Origin of the sequence: Collimonas humicola (assembly GCF_018304945.1) — a bacterium.
Lineage (GTDB): Bacteria > Pseudomonadota > Gammaproteobacteria > Burkholderiales > Burkholderiaceae_D > Collimonas > Collimonas humicola.
This window is the reverse complement of sequence record NZ_JAGQEE010000001.1, coordinates 832,585-850,317: the sequence shown is the minus strand read 5'-3', so window position 1 is coordinate 850,317 and position 17,733 is coordinate 832,585. Positions and strand designations below refer to the sequence as shown.

At 62.0% G+C, this 17,733-nt stretch carries 12 protein-coding genes; 8 read left to right on the top strand and 4 right to left on the bottom strand.

Features of this window, described 5'->3' with window-relative positions; translation table 11 throughout:
* Window positions 1-87: 87 nt before the first annotated feature.
* On the bottom strand, window positions 88-678 hold the full coding sequence (locus KHU30_RS03835) for a phage tail protein (RefSeq protein WP_211441294.1): 591 nt from the start codon (window positions 676-678) through the stop codon (window positions 88-90).
* Between the two features lie 571 nt (window positions 679-1,249).
* Between KHU30_RS03835 and KHU30_RS03830 the strand changes: the two genes are divergently transcribed.
* Both KHU30_RS03830 and KHU30_RS03825 read left to right on the top strand, forming a co-directional pair.
* Complete coding sequence (locus KHU30_RS03830) at window positions 1,250-9,640, top strand: YDG domain-containing protein (protein WP_211441293.1); 8,391 nt, start codon at window positions 1,250-1,252, stop codon at window positions 9,638-9,640.
* A gap of 10 nt (window positions 9,641-9,650) precedes the next feature.
* Complete coding sequence (locus KHU30_RS03825; RefSeq protein ID WP_230427172.1) at window positions 9,651-11,351, top strand: ShlB/FhaC/HecB family hemolysin secretion/activation protein; 1,701 nt, start codon at window positions 9,651-9,653, stop codon at window positions 11,349-11,351.
* A 26-nt stretch (window positions 11,352-11,377) separates the two neighbouring features.
* Here the strand turns inward: KHU30_RS03825 and KHU30_RS03820 are convergent, their stop codons facing one another.
* Window positions 11,378-12,199 carry a sulfotransferase family protein gene (locus tag KHU30_RS03820; RefSeq protein ID WP_211441292.1) on the bottom strand — a complete coding sequence of 274 codons (822 nt, stop codon included), beginning with the start codon at window positions 12,197-12,199 and terminating at the stop codon, window positions 11,378-11,380.
* A 218-nt stretch (window positions 12,200-12,417) separates the two neighbouring features.
* Between KHU30_RS03820 and cysC the strand changes: the two genes are divergently transcribed.
* Window positions 12,418-13,032, top strand: a complete 615-nt coding sequence (gene cysC / locus KHU30_RS03815) for an adenylyl-sulfate kinase (protein ID WP_211441291.1) — start codon at window positions 12,418-12,420, stop codon at window positions 13,030-13,032.
* A 70-nt stretch (window positions 13,033-13,102) separates the two neighbouring features.
* Here cysC and KHU30_RS03810 read toward each other — a convergent pair whose 3' ends face one another.
* Window positions 13,103-13,843, bottom strand: a complete 741-nt coding sequence (locus KHU30_RS03810) for an SDR family oxidoreductase (RefSeq protein WP_211441290.1) — start codon at window positions 13,841-13,843, stop codon at window positions 13,103-13,105.
* Window positions 13,844-14,016: 173 nt separating this feature from the next.
* Between KHU30_RS03810 and KHU30_RS03805 the strand changes: the two genes are divergently transcribed.
* Window positions 14,017-14,913, top strand: a complete 897-nt coding sequence (locus KHU30_RS03805; RefSeq protein WP_211441289.1) for a LysR family transcriptional regulator — start codon at window positions 14,017-14,019, stop codon at window positions 14,911-14,913.
* A 104-nt stretch (window positions 14,914-15,017) separates the two neighbouring features.
* Window positions 15,018-15,677 (top strand): class I SAM-dependent methyltransferase, encoded by a 660-nt coding sequence (locus tag KHU30_RS03800; protein ID WP_211441288.1) that lies wholly within the window; start codon window positions 15,018-15,020, stop codon window positions 15,675-15,677.
* Between the two features lie 38 nt (window positions 15,678-15,715).
* On the opposite strand, the gene KHU30_RS03795 is transcribed toward KHU30_RS03800, so the two are convergent.
* Window positions 15,716-16,000, bottom strand: a complete 285-nt coding sequence (locus KHU30_RS03795) for a DUF4148 domain-containing protein (protein ID WP_211441287.1) — start codon at window positions 15,998-16,000, stop codon at window positions 15,716-15,718.
* A 346-nt stretch (window positions 16,001-16,346) separates the two neighbouring features.
* On the opposite strand from KHU30_RS03795, the gene KHU30_RS03790 reads away from it, so the two are divergent.
* From KHU30_RS03790 to KHU30_RS03780, 3 genes are all read left to right on the top strand, one after another.
* Window positions 16,347-16,745, top strand: a complete 399-nt coding sequence (locus tag KHU30_RS03790) for a transposase (RefSeq protein ID WP_211441286.1) — start codon at window positions 16,347-16,349, stop codon at window positions 16,743-16,745.
* 63 nt (window positions 16,746-16,808) lie between these two features.
* Complete coding sequence (locus KHU30_RS03785) at window positions 16,809-17,426, top strand: TetR/AcrR family transcriptional regulator (protein WP_211441285.1); 618 nt, start codon at window positions 16,809-16,811, stop codon at window positions 17,424-17,426.
* A 61-nt stretch (window positions 17,427-17,487) separates the two neighbouring features.
* A complete protein-coding gene (locus KHU30_RS03780) occupies window positions 17,488-17,655 on the top strand; it encodes a hypothetical protein (protein WP_211441284.1) in 168 nt (55 codons plus the stop codon).
* Window positions 17,656-17,733: the final 78 nt, after the last annotated feature.

The following is a 17,733-nucleotide window of genomic DNA, read 5'->3' as shown; positions in this document are numbered from 1 at the left end:
AAATCTCCCTTGTAAATGCTGCGGTTTAAGGACTAAGGACCGGTGTTATTGCGGTTTGACGCGTGGTGATTTCTGCTGCGGCGATTGTTAGTTGCGTGAAGGGAAAATACCCGTCAACGCAATGCTGAAGTTCAGCGCCAGGTACGGATTCATGATCGCTGCGGGCAGGCTGTTGCCGGTGAGGGCGTTGCTTACCGTGCCGCCGGAACCGCCGCCGCTGCCGCCCAGGGGAATCGTCGCTGGCGCCGCGCTCCAGATCGCCGCGGCTGTGATGCCGGCCGGCGATCCTGACAGGATGTTGTTGGTCGCGGAGGGCACCAGCTGATTTCCAGCCGTGTTGCCCGATACCGTGTAGCCGCTGCTGCCCGAAGGAGTAAAGGTGGCGGTGTGGGTGTGGGCCGGCAGGTTGCTGATTCCGATCGAGATGTTTTCGTTGCCGGACAACTCACCGATCACACGCGGGCTCAAACCGGCTCCGTTGCCTTGGCAAAGCGGCATTCTTCCTTGCAAATTCGGCAATAGAAAGGTTTGTACGCCGTCACCGCCAAAGGTGGTGCCCAGCAAGGCGAATAAGGCTGAATTTTGACTGATGCCGAGCGTTTGACCGTTGCATTGCTGCCAGCCGCTGGGATTGAACTGAAAACCGAAAGTCATGATGCTACCGAGAAATATGTTCATCGCATTTCCTTCAGTGAGTAGCCTGCTTTTGTACGTATCGGGTTGCTGAATGTTAACCTGCAGCAAGCCGAAGTTGAACAGGAAAACCGGAATTGGGCAATAGTATTCGGCAATACTTGCTTCAAAAAAGTCGCCGCAGGCTCACCGCATGCAGCCATCCGACGCCAAAATCCCACAGAAACAATAAAATACAATTAAGAGTAACAATTAGCTTGCGTGTAACACATTCACTTGGTTAATATTTTGCTTAAAAGAAAGTTGGATAGGGAAACCAGCTAAGTCCCCCCAGCTTGACATTGTCTGAATGTCAGCTCTCATTTTGGCGCGCCTTGCGCCAGTCGCACCCCTTTGAATCCGTTGTCGTTGTAATACGATTTACTTGAAGATCTGCCCAGCCGTACTGCTGTTTTCCGGCGTCGGGCAGCGCAAGCATAGTTTCTGCATGACGAATGCGCGGCGTCGATGCCGCACGGTTTGTTGAAGCGAGGAGCAGGTGGGCGGCCGATCATGTCTTGGCAAGCCGCGCGCATTGTTTGGTCGAGAAGTGCAGGTTCAATGAGGAAATCATCCCATGAAACGCCACGGATCTATGAACCACATCTATCGCCTGGTCTGGAGCACAGTGACCAACGGCTGGATCGCAGTAGCGGAAACAACGCGCGGACGCGGCAAAGGCGGACGCCGCAAACTGGTGGCGGCGGCATTGTCGCTGACGGCGGTTGCCGCGCAGGCGGCGCCGACCGGCGGGCAGGTTGTTGCGGGTAGCGGCAGCATCCGCCAATCCGGCGCCACCACCACGATCAGCCAGACCAGCCAGAATGCCACCTTGAACTGGAGCGGCTTCAACATCGCTCCCCAGGAAACGGTCAATTTCGTGCAGCCTTCGGTCAGCGCGATTGCCGTCAACCGCATATTCGACACCAACGGCACGCAGATCCTGGGCCATCTGAATGCCAACGGCCAGGTATTCCTGATCAACCCGAACGGCATCCTGTTCGGCTCTGGCGCGCAGGTCAATGTCGGCGGGCTGGTGGCTTCCACCCTGGATCTGCGCGACGCCAGCCTGAACGGCAATGCCCGCACTTTCAGCGGCAACGGCCCGGGCAGCGTGGTCAACCAGGGATCGATCACGGCGGCCAATGGCGGCTACGTCGCCTTGCTCGGCAACCATGTCAGCAACCAGGGCACGATCAGCGCGCAACAGGGCGCGGTGGCGCTCGGCGCCGGCAACGCCGTCACCCTCACATTCAGCGGCAACAGCCTGCTGCAGCTGCAAGTCGACCAGAGCGTGCTGAACAGCGCGGCGGAAAACGGCGGGCTGATCCGGGCCGACGGCGGCCGGGTGATCATGAGCGCGGGCGCAAAAGATGCGTTGCTGGCCAGCGTCGTCAACAACACCGGCGTGATTGAAGCGCGCACCGTGGAAAACCACGGCGGCACGATTACTTTGCTGGGCGGCATGGCAGCAGGCACCGTCAATGTCGGCGGCACGCTCGACGCCAGCGCGCCGGCCGGCGGCAACGGTGGCTTTATCGAAACCAGTGCAGCCAACGTCAAGGTAGCCAGCAGCACCCGGATCACCACTGCGGCGGCGCAGGGCCTGGCCGGCACCTGGCTGATCGATCCTACCGATTTCACGATTGCGCCCAGCGGCGGCGACCAGACCGGCGCCGCCCTCAATACGGCATTGGGCTTGGGCAATGTAACGATTTCTTCGGCCAGCGGCGGCGCCGGCACCAGCGGCAATATCAACGTCGACGACACGGTCAGCTGGAGCGGCCACAAGCTGACGCTGAACGCCAGCAACGATGTGAACATCAACGCCACGATGACGGCAAGCGGATCCGCCAGCCTGGACCTGGAGCCTGGCAGCGGCCATGTCAATGTCGCCTTGGGCAGCGCCGGATTTAACGGCCGCGTCAATTTCAGCGGCAGCGGCGTGCTGACCATGAACAATCATGTCTATACGGTCATCAACTCCCTGGGTACGGCCACCAGCAGCGGCGACGGCACCTTGCAGGGGACGCTAGGGAATCTCGCCGGCTACTATGCGCTGGGCAGCGATATCAACGCTGCCGCCACTTCGGCTTGGAACAGCGGCGCAGGCTTCACGCCGATCGGCGGCAAAGGAGTGACGGTATTGACTCCGGCGCAGGAATTTTCCGGCGTCTTCGACGGCCTGGGCCATACTGTCAGCGGCCTGACGATCAATGACGGTTCGCTTGTCGGCATCGGCATGATCGGCGCGGTGGGTGCGGCTGGCGTGGTCCGCAACGTGGGGCTGCTGGGCGGGAGCGTGGCAGTCACCTCCTCGAACTACACCGGCGCATTGGTGGGACAGAATTTCGGGAAAATCAGCAACAGCTTTTCAACCGCCACGGTGAGCGCCAGCAGCAATGCGACTTTTATCGGCGGCTTGGTGGGTGAAAACTCCGGCGGCACGATCACCAGAAGTTATGCTGGCGGAACGCTCAATGCCGGGGCTGCGGCAAGCAACGTCGGCGGTTTGCTCGGCGGCCTGCAGGGGGGCACCGTCAGCTATAGCTATGCCACCGGGAATGTCACCGGAACCAGCAATTATGTCGGTGGATTGATCGGATACAGCTACGGCGGCGGCAGCGCCGTCAGCGTGATCAGCAACAGCTATGCCACCGGCACCGTGAGCGGCTCGTCCTATGTGGGCGGCTTGCTAGGATCCAATTATGGCTTTTCCGGTCCGTCGACGATAAGCAACAGCTATGCGACGGGCGCCGTTTCCGGCACCAGCGCCATCGGCGGCCTGGTTGGCCACAATTATGGCGGTGCGGGCGGCAGCCCGGCGATCAGCAACAGCTATGCAACGGGCAGCGTAACAGGCGCCGCCGGCGCTTCCTTTGTCGGCGGACTGGTAGGCAATAATGCCGGCGCCGGGGCCCTGGGCGGCACGATCACCGACAGCTATTCGACAGGCAGCGTCAGCGCCGGCGGCGGCTCGACCTCGGTTGGCGGGCTGGTTGGCAACAACGCCGGCACCGTCACCGGCAGTTTCTGGGATAAGACAAGCTCCGGCCAGGCCACGTCCGCCGCCGGCACCGGCATGACCACTGCCAACATGCAGAATCAGGCCAACTTCACCTCCAGCACCGCGGCCAACGGCAATCTGAACCCCGCATGGGATTTCAGCAACACCTGGTTGATATCCGGCGGCTACCCGCTGCTGCTTTCCGGCATGACGGCGCTGACCGTCACTGCCAACAATGCCACCAGCATTTTCAACGGCGCGGCCTATGCCAGCAACAACGGCGTCACATACACCGGCCTCAACGGCTACAGGTATGGCGGGACGCCGGTTGGCCTGCTGGGCAGCATCAGTTATGGCGGAACGTCGCAGGCCGCGGTCAATGCCGGCACTTACACGATTACGGCGTCGGGCCTGTCTTCCACCGGCCAGCAGGGTTACATCGTGACGTTTGTCAACGGGACTTTGACGATCAATCCGCTGGCGCTCATCGGCACGCTTAGCGCCGGCAGCTCTGTCTATGGTTCAGCCCTGCTGCCGGGTACGGTGACTTTCACCAACATGGTTGCCGGCCATGTCGTCACGGCCGGGCCGGTCAGCGTGAATACAACGGGCCTGACCAGCAGCAGCGGCCACCTGACGGCCGGTACGCATAACGGCATCGAATCGGTGGGGACTGTCTTGAACGGGGCGGACGCGAGCAACTACACCTTTGCAGGCGCCACCGGCAACTACACCGTGACGCCTCTGGCCCTGACCGGTTCGATAGCGACCGGCAGCTCGACCTACGGCTCGGCCCTGGTTCCGGGTGCGGCGAACTTCACCAATGCGGTGTCGGGCGATGCGCTGGGTACGGCCACGGTTGGCGTCAACACTACGGGCCAGACCAGCAGCAGCGGACACTTGGTCGCAGGCACCCACAGCGGCATCGAATCGGTCAGCGCGCTGAGCGGGGCCGATGCCGCCAACTACACATTTACCGGGGTCACAGGCGACTACAGCGTCAATCAGCTGGCCTTGAGCGCTACGGTTGGCGCCGGCAGCTCGACCTACGGTTCAACCCTGGCGCCGGGCGCGGTGAATTTCACCAACGCCTTGAGCGGCGACGTGGTCACGCCGGGCGCTGTCACCGTGAATACGGCTGGACTGACCAGCAGCAGCGGGAATTTGACTGCCGGCACGCATAACGGCATCGAATCGGTGGGCACTGCCTTGGGTGGAGCGGACGCGGGCAACTATACCTTTGCCGGCGCCACCGGCAACTACACCGTGAGCCCGTTGGCGTTAACCGGCAGCATCGGGGCTGGCAGTTCGACCTATGGTTCGGTGCTGGCGCCGGGCGCGGCGAACTTCACCAATGCAGTGACAGGCGATGTGCTGGGCACGGCCACGGTTGGCGTCAACACCACCGGCCTGACCAGCAGCAGCGGTCATCTGATTGCCGGCACGCATAACGGCATTGAAACGGTCAGCGCCTTGAGCGGAGCCGATGCCGGCAACTACACATTTACCGGGGTCACGGGCAACTACAACGTCAACCAGCTGGCCTTGAACGGCACGCTTGCGGCGGGCAGTTCGACCTACGGCTCGACCCTGGCGCCAGGCGCGGTGAATTTCACCAACGCCGTGAGCGGTGATCTGGTCACGCCTGGGGCCGTCACGGTGAATACGACCGGGCTGACCAGCAGCAGCGGCCACCTGGTTGCCGGAACCCATACCGGCATCGAATCGGTGGGCACTGTTCTGGGTGGCGCGGACGCCGGCAACTACACCTTTGCCGGCGCCACTGGCGACTATACCGTCAGCCAACTGGCCTTGACCGGCGCGGTTGCGGCGGGCAGCTCGGTCTACGGTGCGGCGCTGGCGCCAGGGGCGGCCAGTTTCACGAATGCCGTGAGCGGCGACCTGATCACACCTGGCGCCGTCACGGTGAATACGACCGGCCTGACCAGCAGCAGCGGGAATTTGACTGCCGGCACGCATAACGGCATCGAATCGGTGGGCACTGCCTTGGGTGGAGCGGACGCAGGCAACTACACCTTTGCTGGCGCCACCGGCAACTACACCGTGAGTCCGTTGGCCTTGACGGGGTCAATAGGGGTGGGCAGCTCGATCTACGGTTCGGCGTTGACACCGGGCGCGGTGAGCTTCACCAATGCCGTGACAGGCGACGTGCTGGGCACGGCCACGGTTGGCGTCAACACCACCGGCCTGACCAGCAGCAGCGGGCATTTGATTGCGGGAACGCATAACGGCATTGAAACAGTCAGCGCCTTGAGCGGGGCCGATGCCGGCAACTACACATTTACCGGGATTACAGGCAACTACGTCGTCAACCAGTTGGCGCTGACCGGTTCGATCGGCGCCGGCAGTTCGACCTACGGTGCGGCGCTGGCGCCGGGTGTGGCGAACTTCACCAATGTGGTGACAGGCGATGTGCTGGGCACGGCCACGGTTGGCGTTAATACCACGGGCCTGACCAGCAGCAGCGGCCATCTGATTGCCGGCACCCACACCGGCATCGAATCGGTCAGTGCGCTGAGCGGCGCCGATGCCGGCAATTACACGTTTACCGGACCAAGCGGCGACTATACCGTCAGCCAGCTGGCGCTGACCGGCGCGATTGCCACCGGCAGTTCGACCTATGGCGCCGCTCTGGTCCCAGGGGCGGCGAGTTTCACCAATGCAGTGGCGGGCGATGCGCTAGGTACGGCGACGGTTGCGATCGACACGACTGGACTTACCAGCAGCAGCGGGCACCTGATTGCCGGCACGCATAACGGTATTGAATCGGTCAGCGCGCTGAGCGGTGCAGACGCCGGCAACTATACATTTGCCGGGCCGACCGGCAACTACACCGTGACGCCTCTGGCCCTGACCGGTTCGATAGCGACCGGCAGCTCGACCTACGGCTCGGCCTTGGTTCCGGGTGCGGCTAACTTCACCAATGCGGTGTCGGGCGATGCGCTGGGTACGGCCACGGTTGGCGTCAACACTACGGGCCAGACCAGCAGCAGCGGACACTTGGTCGCAGGCACCCACAGCGGCATCGAATCGGTCAGCGCGCTGAGCGGGGCCGATGCCGGCAACTACACATTTACCGGGGTCACAGGCGACTACAGCGTCAACCAGCTGGCGTTGAACGGCACGCTTGCGGCGGGCAGCTCGACCTACGGCTCGACCCTGGCGCCGGGTGCGGTGAATTTCACCAACGCCGTGAGCGGCGATCTGGTCACTCCCGGTGCAGTCACGGTGAATACGACCGGGCTGACCAGCAGCAGCGGCCACCTGGTTGCCGGCAGCCACACCGGCATCGAATCGGTGGGCACTGTTCTGGGCGGCGCGGACGCGGGCAACTATACCTTTGCCGGCGCTACAGGCGACTATACCGTCGCCCAGTTGGCCTTGACCGGCACGGTTGCGGCGGGCAGCTCGACCTACGGGGCGGCCCTGGTCCCGGGCGCTGCGAATTTCACCAACGCCGTGTCGGGCGATGCGCTGGGTACGGCGACGATTGCCATCAACACGGCGGGCCTGACCAGCAGCAGCGGGCACCTGACGGCTGGCACGCATAACGGCATTGAATCGGTTAGCGCCTTGAGCGGAGCCGACGCCGGCAACTACACATTTACCGGGGTCACGGGCAACTACACCGTCAGTCCGCTGGCGTTGAGCGCTACGGTTGGCGCGGGCAGCTCGACCTACGGCTCTGCACTGGTTCCCGGCGCGGCGAATTTCACCAACGCCGTGAGCGGTGATCTGGTCACGCCTGGGGCCGTCACGGTGAATACGGTTGGCCTGACCAGCAGCAGCGGCCACCTGATTGCCGGAACCCATACCGGCATCGAATCGGTCGGCGCTGCCTTGGGCGGCGCGGACGCCGGCAACTACACCTTTGCCGGCGCCAGCGGCGACTATACCGTCGCCCAGTTGGCCTTGACCGGCGCGGTTGCGGCGGGCAGCTCGGTCTACGGCTCGGTCCTGGCGCCGGGCGCAGCAAGTTTCACCAATGTCGTGAGCGGCGACCTTGTCACGCCTGGCGCCGTCGCGGTAAACACCACCGGCCTGACCAGCAGCAGCGGCCACTTGACGGCCGGTACGCATAACGGTATCGAATCGGTAGGCACTACCCTGGGCGGAGCGGACGCGGGCAATTACACCTTTGCCGGCGCCACCGGCAACTACACCGTGAGTCCGTTGGCCTTGACGGGGTCAATAGGGGCGGGCAGCTCAACCTACGGTTCGGCATTGACGCCGGGTGCGGTGAGCTTCACCAATGCCGTGACAGGCGACGTGCTGGGCACGGCCACGGTTGCAGTCAACACCAGCGGCCTGACCAGCAGCAGCGGACACCTGATCGCCGGCACCCACACCGGCATTGAATCGGTCAGCGCGCTGAGCGGGGCGGATGCCGGCAATTACACCTTTGCCGCGCCAACCGGCGACTATGCCGTCAGCCAGCTGGCGTTGACCGGTTCGATCGGCGCCGGCAGTTCGATCTATGGCGCTGTCTTGGCGCCGGGTGCGGCGAGCTTCACCAATGCCGTGACAGGCGACGTGCTGGGCACGGCGACGGTCGCGGTCAACACGACCGGCCTGACCAGCAGCAGCGGACACCTGATTGTCGGAACGCATAACGGCATCGAATCGGTCAGCGCCCTGAGCGGAGCCGATGCCGGCAACTACACGTTCACCGGCCCAACGGGCAACTACACTGTCAGTCCGCTGGCGCTGGCCGGTTCGATTGCCGCCGGCAGCTCGACTTACGGTGCGGCGCTGGCGCCAGGCGCACTCAGCATATCGAATGTCATCTCGGGAGACCTTGTCAGCGCACCCGGCGTTTCGGTGAATACGGCTGGGCTTACCAGCAGCAGCGGCCACCTGACTGCCGGCACCCATATCGGCATTGAATCGGCGAATGGCGCCTTGGGCGGCGCCGATGCCAGCAACTACATACTGGGCAGCATTACCGGCGACTATACGGTCAACCGGCAGTCGGTCACCGTCACTGCGAGCGGCGTCAGCAAGGTCTATGATGCAACGATTTCCGGTTCGGCGATATTGACCGGCGGCGGCCTGATAGGCGGCGATAAGGTGACCTTCACCGATACTTCGGCAAATTTTGGCGACAAAAATGCAGGCACCGGCAAGACGATCGCCATTTCAGGCATCAGCGCAAGCGGGGCCGATGCCGGCAACTATGTGGTCAGCAATACCACCGCATCCGCCACTGCCGATATCACGCCGCTGGCCATCACCGTTGCCGCCATCGGCGCCAACAAAACCTATGACGGCAATACGACGGCTACGGTGACGCTCAGCGGCGGACTGGCCGGCGATGCGGTGACGTTCAGCGACACCTCCGCCAACTTCGCCGACAAGAATGCCGGCGCCGGCAAGACCGTGACGGTGGCGGGCATCAGCGCAAGCGGCGCCGACGCCGGGAACTATACGGTGAGCGGGACGACGACGACCAGCGCCAATATTACGCCGGCGACGCTTACCTATAATGCCGCCCCGGCAAGCGGCATTGCCGGTCAAACGCCATCCGGCCTGAGCGGAACCCTGAGCGGCCTGGTGGGCGGCGACACGCTGGACAATGCTACGACTGGCAACCTGGCCTGGACAACCAATGCCCAGCCGACCAGCCAGCCCGGGCTGTATGCGATTGACGGCGGCGGCCTGAGCGCGATGAACTATGTGTTCGTGCAAGCGGCAGGGAACGCCACCGCGCTGACTCTGAAGCCGGGTGCGGCGCCCGTCCCGGTGCAGAACGTGATCACCGCCCTGGATTCGGTTTTTGCTCCGTCGCACGCGGGCATCAACCTGGCTGCGCTCGACCTGGTGCAGTTCAACATCCAGCCGCCGAACAATAAAATCGGAGACGGCATGAACGGTGTGGAATTGAAGATCACGGGCGGCGGAGTCAAGCTGCCTGACAATATTGTGAGAACGGATGAATAAGCGAGCCTCAATGAATAATAACGGTAGATTCCTAACGCCAACGAAGCCGGTCATCGCAGCCATGCTGCTCTGCTACCCATATTTTTGCGCGTTGGCGGCCGATCCGGTGACCCCGCCCAGCGCCGGCTCGATACTGCAGCAGATCCAGCCGGTCAAGCCGGCGCTTCCCTCGTCAACGGGGACCGGGCTGACCATCGAACAGGAGGGCGGCGCCCAGCAGCCGGCGGGAGCGGCCTTCAAGGTCACCAGCATACAGCTGTCCGGCAATACTGCTTTCGATACGGCCACCCTGCATGCGCTGGTGGCCGACGCCGAGGGCAAGAGCCTCACCCTGGCCCAGCTCGGCGAAGTGGTCTCGCGCATCACCGACTATTACCACAGCCACGGCTACCCGCTGGCGCGCGCCATCATCCCGGCCCAGACCGTGCAAGGCGGCGTGGTGAAGGTAACGGTGATCGAAGCCCGTTACGGCCAGGTCAAGCTGGACAACCGCAGCCGGGTGGGCGACGCCCTGCTGCAGCAAACCTTGTCTCCTTTGCAGGCCGGGCAAGTGGTTGCGCAGGCGGGGCTTGACCGCACGCTGCTGCTGGCCTCGGATATCCCGGGCGTCGCCGTCAGCGCGCTCCTGAAGCCAGGCGAAGCAGTCGGCACTTCCGACCTGCAGGTGCAAGCCGACCCGACGGCGCAGGTGGCCGGCAATGTGGCGGTGGATAATTTCGGCAACCGCTATACCGGCCGCGCCCGCCTCAGCGCCGCCGTAAATATCTTCAATCCGCTGCACCATGGCGATGTCCTCAGCCTTGGCGCCCTGACCAGCGGCAGGGACATGAATTACGGCAGCATTGCCTATGAAACCCTGCTCAATGGCCTGGGCACGCGTATGGGCGGCTCCTATTCGGCGCTGCATTACATCCTCGGCGATGCCCTGGGCGCGCTGGACGCGCGCGGCACCGCGCAAGTGGCGAGCATCTGGGTCAAGCATCCGTTCATGCGCACGCGCGAGGCCAACCTGTACGGCCAGATCCAGTACGACCGCAAGCAATTGAACGACCGCATCGGCGTCAGCAATATCAAGACCGACCGCCACCTGGACAACTGGAGCGCGAGCCTGAACGGCGACTGGCGCAACGGCGCGCTGGCCGGCGGCATCGGCACCTGGAACATAGGCATCACCGCGGGACGTGTCGGCTTCGACGACCGGGCGGCCGAACTGTCCGATTCGGTCACCGCCAAGACCAAAGGCAGCTACACGAAATGGAACGGCAATCTGGCGCAGCTGCAAAATCTGACACAGAACGATTCCCTGTATTTCACGCTGGCCGGCCAATGGGCCAACGGCAACCTGGACCCTGCCGAAAAGATGGTCGCGGGCGGTCCTTATACGGTGCGCGCCTATGACATCGGCGTGCTGTCCGGCGATACCGGGGTCTTCGGTTCGGTTGAACTGCGGCACGATCTCGGCCAGTTCGCGAGCGGGCGCTGGCAGGTGCTGGCCTTCGTCGACAGCGAACACGTAACGGTCAACAAGAATCCCTGGCTGCCGGGCGACAACGGCGCCACGCTGAGCGGCGCCGGCGTTGGCATGAATTGGGCAGGCCCGGACCAGTGGCATGCCAAGCTCTATGTTGCGGCGCCGTTCGGCTCGACACCAAAACTGATCGGCGACAATAAATCAGTGCGCGCCTGGGCCGAGATCGGCAAGGCGTTTTAGGGACAGCTGACCCGAGGGAGCGGGCCTTACTTCTTCTGCGGATAGTAAAGCTGGTAGAACCAGGAGCAGGCAGTTTCGATCTGTGCCTGTATGCGCGGCGGGATATCGTGCCGCTTCGGCTTGCTGATCTGGCGGGCCTGCTTGTGGCTGTATTTCATGTGGTAGTGGCTGTCGCTTTCCTGGACCCCGATCGCCAGATGGTCGGGATCGATTTCGAACGGCGACAGTCCCAGCCAGGAATATAGGTGCGCCATGCAGGCCGAGGGCCGTTCCATCAAGTCTTCGAAACGGATGAAATACAGGCGTTCCTGCACATGCTTAGGCAGGTCGGCCACCGCATGCAGGGAGATCAGCGGAGCGCCGATGGCCTTGTCTTTGGCGAACAGCATGTCGGCCCGCCCGAAGCGGTCGAAATCGGCCAGGTGGTCGATGAAATCGACCAGGATCGTACGCTGGTGCTGCGCTTCGATCGAACCGTAGATTTGTCCGAGCTCGCGCAGGCACACGATCAGCTTGGCGTTCGGCTCGATATGCAGCAGCAGTTCTATCGCGTGCAGCCATGCGCGGTTCTTGTCCACCACCGCCTGCTTGCCGCAATCATGATGCCAGCCGCGCAAGAAGCCTTGCATTGCCGAGGTCAGGTGGGCATAGCTTTGTTCGAACTGAGTATCGAGCTGCGACAGGAAAAAAGTATCTTCGCTGATCATGCGGCGGATCCCCAGCAAGGTGTTGCACAGGGGAGAGCTATGTCCTTCGCAATGAATTTCTGGATGCTGGGCCAGCAGCTGGCACAGCAAGGTGGAACCCGCCCTCGGTAAACCCGTTACGCCGACGAATGCTGGAATCATCAGAATGGCCTTTGCTCTCAAATATGAATGGCTGCCCGCGACGTTTTCGGCACCCGCGGCGCCGGCAAACTGTCCAGCAAATATTACCGCATCCTGCGCCTGCGTAGCGTGGCTGACGCTTGAATCGCGGATATTGGCCGTTGCGGCCGCTGCGTTTTGAGGCATCATGTATTCCGCCGCCTGGCCGTCGCAGGGCGCCATATTCTGTGGAGCGTTGAATGCAAAAAAATCTGACCGCAGTACCCCATGCCTTGAATGCATCGCAGCGCGCGGCGCATTACGGCCACCGCGGCGCAGTCCTGTGGCTGACCGGGTTGCCCGCGTCCGGCAAATCCTCGCTCGCCATGGCCCTGGAGCATGCGCTGACGACGCAGGGATATTCCTGCTACGTGCTGGATGGAGACAATATACGCAATGGCCTGAATGCAAATCTTGGCTTCAGCCCGGCGGATAGAAGCGAGAATATCCGGCGCGTAGGCGAGGTCGCCGCATTGTTTGCCGACGCCGGCCTGATCTGCATCACGGCTTTCATTTCCCCGTACCGGGCCGACCGTGCGCGCGCCCGCCAATCCTGCGGAGAGGCGTTTCACGAAATCCATGTCGCCGCCGACCTGGCGACCTGCGAATCGCGCGACCCCAAGGGCCTGTACAAGAAAGCGCGTTCGGGCGAATTGAGCGAATTTACCGGCATCAGCGCGCCGTATGAAACACCTGAGCATCCCCAGCTTGCAATCGATAGCGGCCATGAAAGCCTCGCCGCGTGCGTGCAGCAGCTGGTGGCGTATGTGGCGCGCAATTTGCCGCTTGAGACAAAATGCGCTCCGCATGCCTGATGCCTGAATCAGAAGTTCACTTGTTTTGGCCGAATGGCCGAAACGCTGGCGGCAACCTGAACAAGGCCGTTTAGATGATGCCGCCGTTGGCGCGCAGGACCTGGCCATTGATCCAGCCGCCATCGGCGCCGGCCAGGAAGGACGCTGCGCCGGCGATATCCTGCGGCTGGGCGAGGCGCTCCAGCGGCGCCATCTTGGCAAGGCGCTCGACCAGCTCCTGCGGTTTGCCGTTGAGGAAAAGATCGGTGGCGGTCGGCCCTGGTGCGATGGCGTTGACGGTAATATTCTTGCCGCGCAGCTCCTTGGCCAGCACGCTGGTCATCGCTTCCACGCCAGCCTTGGTGGCGGCATACACGCCATAGGTAGGCTGCAGCATGCCGACCACGCTCGACGAGAAATTGATGATGCGGCCGCCATTGCGCAGGCGTTTGGCGGCTTCGCGCAGCGTATTGAAGCTGCCTTTCAGATTGATGGCGATCTGGCGGTCGAAGCCGGCATCGTCGGTTTCGGCAATGCTTGCGTTGACCATGATGCCCGCGTTGTTGACCAGCACATCGACGCCGCCAAATGCGTGTTCCGCCGCATCGAACATGGCGCGCACCGCTGCAGGATCGCTGACGTCGGCCTGTACCGCCAATGCCTGGCCGCCTTGGCCGATCAGCTGCTGCACCAGGGCTGCGGCAGCGGCAGCGCTGCCCGAATAGTTGACGATCACGGCAAAGCCGTCCTGCGCCAGGCGTTGCGCCACGGCCGCGCCGATGCCGCGCGAGGATCCGGTGACGATGGCTACTTTCTTGTCCGCGTTATTCATTTGAAGTTCCTTGAAGTTGGTTTGAGCGTTGCTTAAGCCGCCCCGCGCTATGTATTGCCGGATGTCGGTTTGCAGGGCAGTACGTGCATCATGACGATTAATTTTATTTGGATAAACTAGCTATCCATGCTTACACTGTTCCATATGAATTAATAATCAAGCTGGACGCCTCCATGGACAAATTTGAAGCCATGCGCATTTTTACGCGCATTGTCGAATTGAAAAGTTTTACCAGGGCCGCCGACGATCTCGGCTATCCGAAAGCGACCGTGACCAACGCCATCAAGCAGCTGGAAGCGCGCCTGCGCGTGCGGCTGCTGCACCGGACCACGCGCCAGGTCAGCACCACCCTGGACGGCGACGCATATTACACGCGTTGCATGCAGCTGCTGGCGGATCTGGAGGAAACCGAAAATGTGTTTTCGCAAGCCGTCGCCAACCCCTCGGGCAAGCTGAGGATAGATATGCACGGCACGCTGGGGCGCCATTTCGTGCTGCCGGTGCTCGACCAGTTCTGCAACCGTTACCCGAATATCGAACTGCAGATCGGCATGGGCGACCGCCTGGTAGACCTGGTGCGGGAGAGCATCGATTGCGTGCTGCGCGTGGGCGAATTGCGCGATTCGTCGATGGTGGGCCGGCAGGTCGCCAGCCTGGATCAGGTCACCTGCGCCAGTCCGGCCTATCTGGAAAAGCATGGCGAACCCCTGGCGGTGGACGAACTTGACAGACACCGTGCAGTCAATTTCTTTTCGCCGCAAAGCGGGAAGCTCTATCCGTTTGAATTCACGGTGAACGGGGAGGCCGGCGAATATGCGATCAACGGCAGCATATCGGTCAACAATGCCGATGCCTATGTGCAGTGCTGCAAATTGGGTTTCGGCCTGATCCAGCTGCCGCGCTATGCCGTCGCGCATCTGCTGGCCTCGGGCGAGCTGCGGGAAGTCTTGCCTGCGGCCAGGCCGCGGCCGTCGACCGTATCGGTGCTCTATCCGCATCACCGCCAGCTGTCGCCCAAGGTTCGGGTGCTGGTGGACTGGCTGGTGACTATCTTCGCCGATGCGCGCTAGGCCTTCGCACGCGCTCCGGTCTTGCAAGCAGGCCAACGGTGGCTGCCTTGACGGCGCAGGCTGGCGTGGTAAATTGATCTTTCCACTTACAAGAAAACGAAACCATGTCCAACCGCACGCTTAATCTTGACGATACGCTCTATGACTATCTGCTAAGCCACTCGCTGCGTGAACATCCGGCGCAAACCGCATTGCGCGCCGCCACCCGCAGCCATGTCCGCGGCGGCATGCAGATATCGCCGGAGCAAGGGCAATTCATGGCCCTGCTGATACGTCTGATGGGCGCCCGCCAGACGATAGAAATAGGCGTTTTTACCGGCTACAGCGCGCTGGCGGTGGCGCTGGCCTTGCCGGAAGACGGCCAGATCCTGGCTTGCGACATCAGCGACGAATATACGCGCATCGCGCGCCCTTACTGGGAGCAAGCGATGGTGGCGCACAAGATCGACCTGCAGGTGGCGCCGGCGCTGGCGACGCTCGACGCCCGGCTGGCTGCCGGTGCGGCCGGGCAATACGATTTTGCCTTTATCGATGCCGACAAGAGTGCCTATGACGGTTACTACGAACGCTGCCTGCAGCTGGTGCGGCGCGGCGGCCTGATCGCCATCGACAACGTGTTATGGGACGGCAGCGTGGCCGCTCCCGCGCAAGATGCCGATACCGCTGCCTTGCAGGCGCTTAACCTGAAACTGCATGCCGACGAGCGCATCGACCTGTCCATGCTGCCGGTCGGCGACGGCTTGACGCTGGCGCGCAAGCGCTGAGCCGCCGTCATCTGCGGCCGGCGTGCGCGCCATCGGTTTTATGCGCCTGCATAAATCGAGGTGCCGGCCTCGCTCTTACCATGCTCGTGCAATTGCGCCATCATCGGCTTGTCGCCTGGCACCGCAGGCGCGGCAATGACCGGATAGGCGGCGTCGCTTTGCAGCAGTGTTCCCTGTGCCTCAGCCTTGGCGACTTCCTGCTCGACTTGCGCCCGGGTCAGGGTCGACACGAACGCCTGTTCAGGCGGGTAGGGTGCTTCTGCGAAAGCGGATGCGGCGGCGCCGAAGGCCAAGACTGTGAAGATCGTTTTTACGGTACGCATGATTGTTTCCTTAAATGTGGAGAGGGCGACAGCGCTAACCGCCATCGCTGAACTGCAGTCTAGGCTTCGGCCTCAAACGATCTGATGACACGGGCGTGACAAATTTGTCATGCCCGCATCAAGCTCTCCACAGGAAGTTTTTCTTTGCAAATTAACAATCATTAACAATTATTAACGAAAAATTATCAAAACAATATGTAAAATCGGTCTGTATAAACGATGCATAAGCCGCGACGGCGAAATGAACCGACAAGCGCTCGGCCATCAAGACAGGCAACCCGGCAATGTCGCTGCGGCAAGCCGGTCTTCCACAGGATCCGCGGCGCGACCAACGAAAGAGAAGATCATGATTCTTCAGGATGAGCAGTGGCGAAAGCTGGAGCTGCTGCTGTCAGCCAAGAGCGGATATTCCGAGCTGCGCGCGAAAAGGAACCGCCAGTTCATAGAAGCCTTGCTATGGCTGATTGGCAGCGAGCGCGCATGGCACGAACTGCCGGCGCGCTTCGGCAAGTGGAATACGGTGTACGTGCATTTCAGGCGCTGGGATGCCGCGAATCTGTGGGCCGAACTGATGGACGATGCGTCCGGAGACGCCGAGCTGCACGCGGTGATCAAAAAAATCTGTGCCTATGGCAAGCAACGCAATCTGAGAAAAAAATATCGTTCTGGCGTCACGGCGGCGCTTGCCGCGGAGAGCGACTCTGACCTGCACTGGCTGTGGCTGGTTGACGGCAGCATGCATTAGCGCTAAAGGCATGCAGAATAAAGCTCTTTCAATTTCGCATGAGTGTGCTAAAATGCATGCATCATGAATCAAGCCAGCAAAAGCGAACTCACCTACGCCGCCATCGTCAACGCCGCTTTAGCGCTTGCCGCGGCGGAGGGCATCGGCAATCTGTCCCTCGGCGAAGTCGCGAAACAGCTGGACATCAGCAAAAGCGGGGTGTTTTCGCGGGTCGGTTCGCTTGAGGCGCTGCAGGAGGCGGTGCTGGAGGAATTTGACCGCCGCTTCAGCGCAGAAGTATTTCTGCCGTCCATGGCTTTGCCGCGCGGTTTGCCGCGCCTGAGTTCCCAGGTCAAGGCTTGGATCGGCCGCGCCAGCGATCCGCGCGAAGTGGCCGGCTGCCTGTATATCGCCGGCGCTTTTGAATACGACGACATCGATGGTCCGCTGCGCGACCGCATCCAGCGCGGGGTAATGCGCTGGCGCGCGACGATGCGGCGCACGATTATCCAGGCTATCGAAGTAGGGCATCTGCGGCCGGACAGCGATCCGGAGCAGCTGATTTTTGAAATCTACAGTTTGATCGTCGGGCTTACCCACGATATCCGCTTCATGCGGGATAACGGCGCGGTGCAGCGGGTGCATAACGCTTACAGCCGCTTGATTTCCACTTACAGGAGCTTTAACTACCAAGGTGCATAGCCGGGGTGGCTGGAGTTTTTTTTAATTCAATTTCGCACTATCGTGCGAAAAAGGAGCTGCGATGATGATTCTCTTGCTGGCCGGCCTTGTCTCCGGCGTGTTTGCCCTGGGCGGCTATCTGGCGTCGGCCTTGCGCTCCGTCCCGAACTGCAACGCCGACTTTGATTTTTCTGATGTTGGATTGGAAGAGGGGTACCTCGGCCGCAGCGGCTGGAGGGCCGAGGATTAATCTGCATGCATCCGGCACGGCATTCTGCTGCGGATGGCTTGCCCTGATCGGCAAGGCCATGCGCAGCAGCGATTCGCT

What these genes read in the sequence shown, in the direction of transcription:
- KHU30_RS03835 (WP_211441294.1), bottom strand. Translation starts at nt 678, where the DNA reads ATGAACATATTTCTCGGTAGCATCATGACTTTCGGTTTTCAGTTCAAT.
- KHU30_RS03830 (WP_211441293.1), top strand. Translation starts at nt 1,250, where the DNA reads ATGAAACGCCACGGATCTATGAACCACATCTATCGCCTGGTCTGGAGC.
- KHU30_RS03825 (WP_230427172.1), top strand. Translation starts at nt 9,651, where the DNA reads ATGAATAATAACGGTAGATTCCTAACGCCAACGAAGCCGGTCATCGCA.
- KHU30_RS03820 (WP_211441292.1), bottom strand. Translation starts at nt 12,199, where the DNA reads ATGATTCCAGCATTCGTCGGCGTAACGGGTTTACCGAGGGCGGGTTCC.
- cysC (WP_211441291.1), top strand. Translation starts at nt 12,418, where the DNA reads ATGCAAAAAAATCTGACCGCAGTACCCCATGCCTTGAATGCATCGCAG.
- KHU30_RS03810 (WP_211441290.1), bottom strand. Translation starts at nt 13,843, where the DNA reads ATGAATAACGCGGACAAGAAAGTAGCCATCGTCACCGGATCCTCGCGC.
- KHU30_RS03805 (WP_211441289.1), top strand. Translation starts at nt 14,017, where the DNA reads ATGGACAAATTTGAAGCCATGCGCATTTTTACGCGCATTGTCGAATTG.
- KHU30_RS03800 (WP_211441288.1), top strand. Translation starts at nt 15,018, where the DNA reads ATGTCCAACCGCACGCTTAATCTTGACGATACGCTCTATGACTATCTG.
- KHU30_RS03795 (WP_211441287.1), bottom strand. Translation starts at nt 16,000, where the DNA reads ATGCGTACCGTAAAAACGATCTTCACAGTCTTGGCCTTCGGCGCCGCC.
- KHU30_RS03790 (WP_211441286.1), top strand. Translation starts at nt 16,347, where the DNA reads ATGATTCTTCAGGATGAGCAGTGGCGAAAGCTGGAGCTGCTGCTGTCA.
- KHU30_RS03785 (WP_211441285.1), top strand. Translation starts at nt 16,809, where the DNA reads ATGAATCAAGCCAGCAAAAGCGAACTCACCTACGCCGCCATCGTCAAC.
- KHU30_RS03780 (WP_211441284.1), top strand. Translation starts at nt 17,488, where the DNA reads ATGATGATTCTCTTGCTGGCCGGCCTTGTCTCCGGCGTGTTTGCCCTG.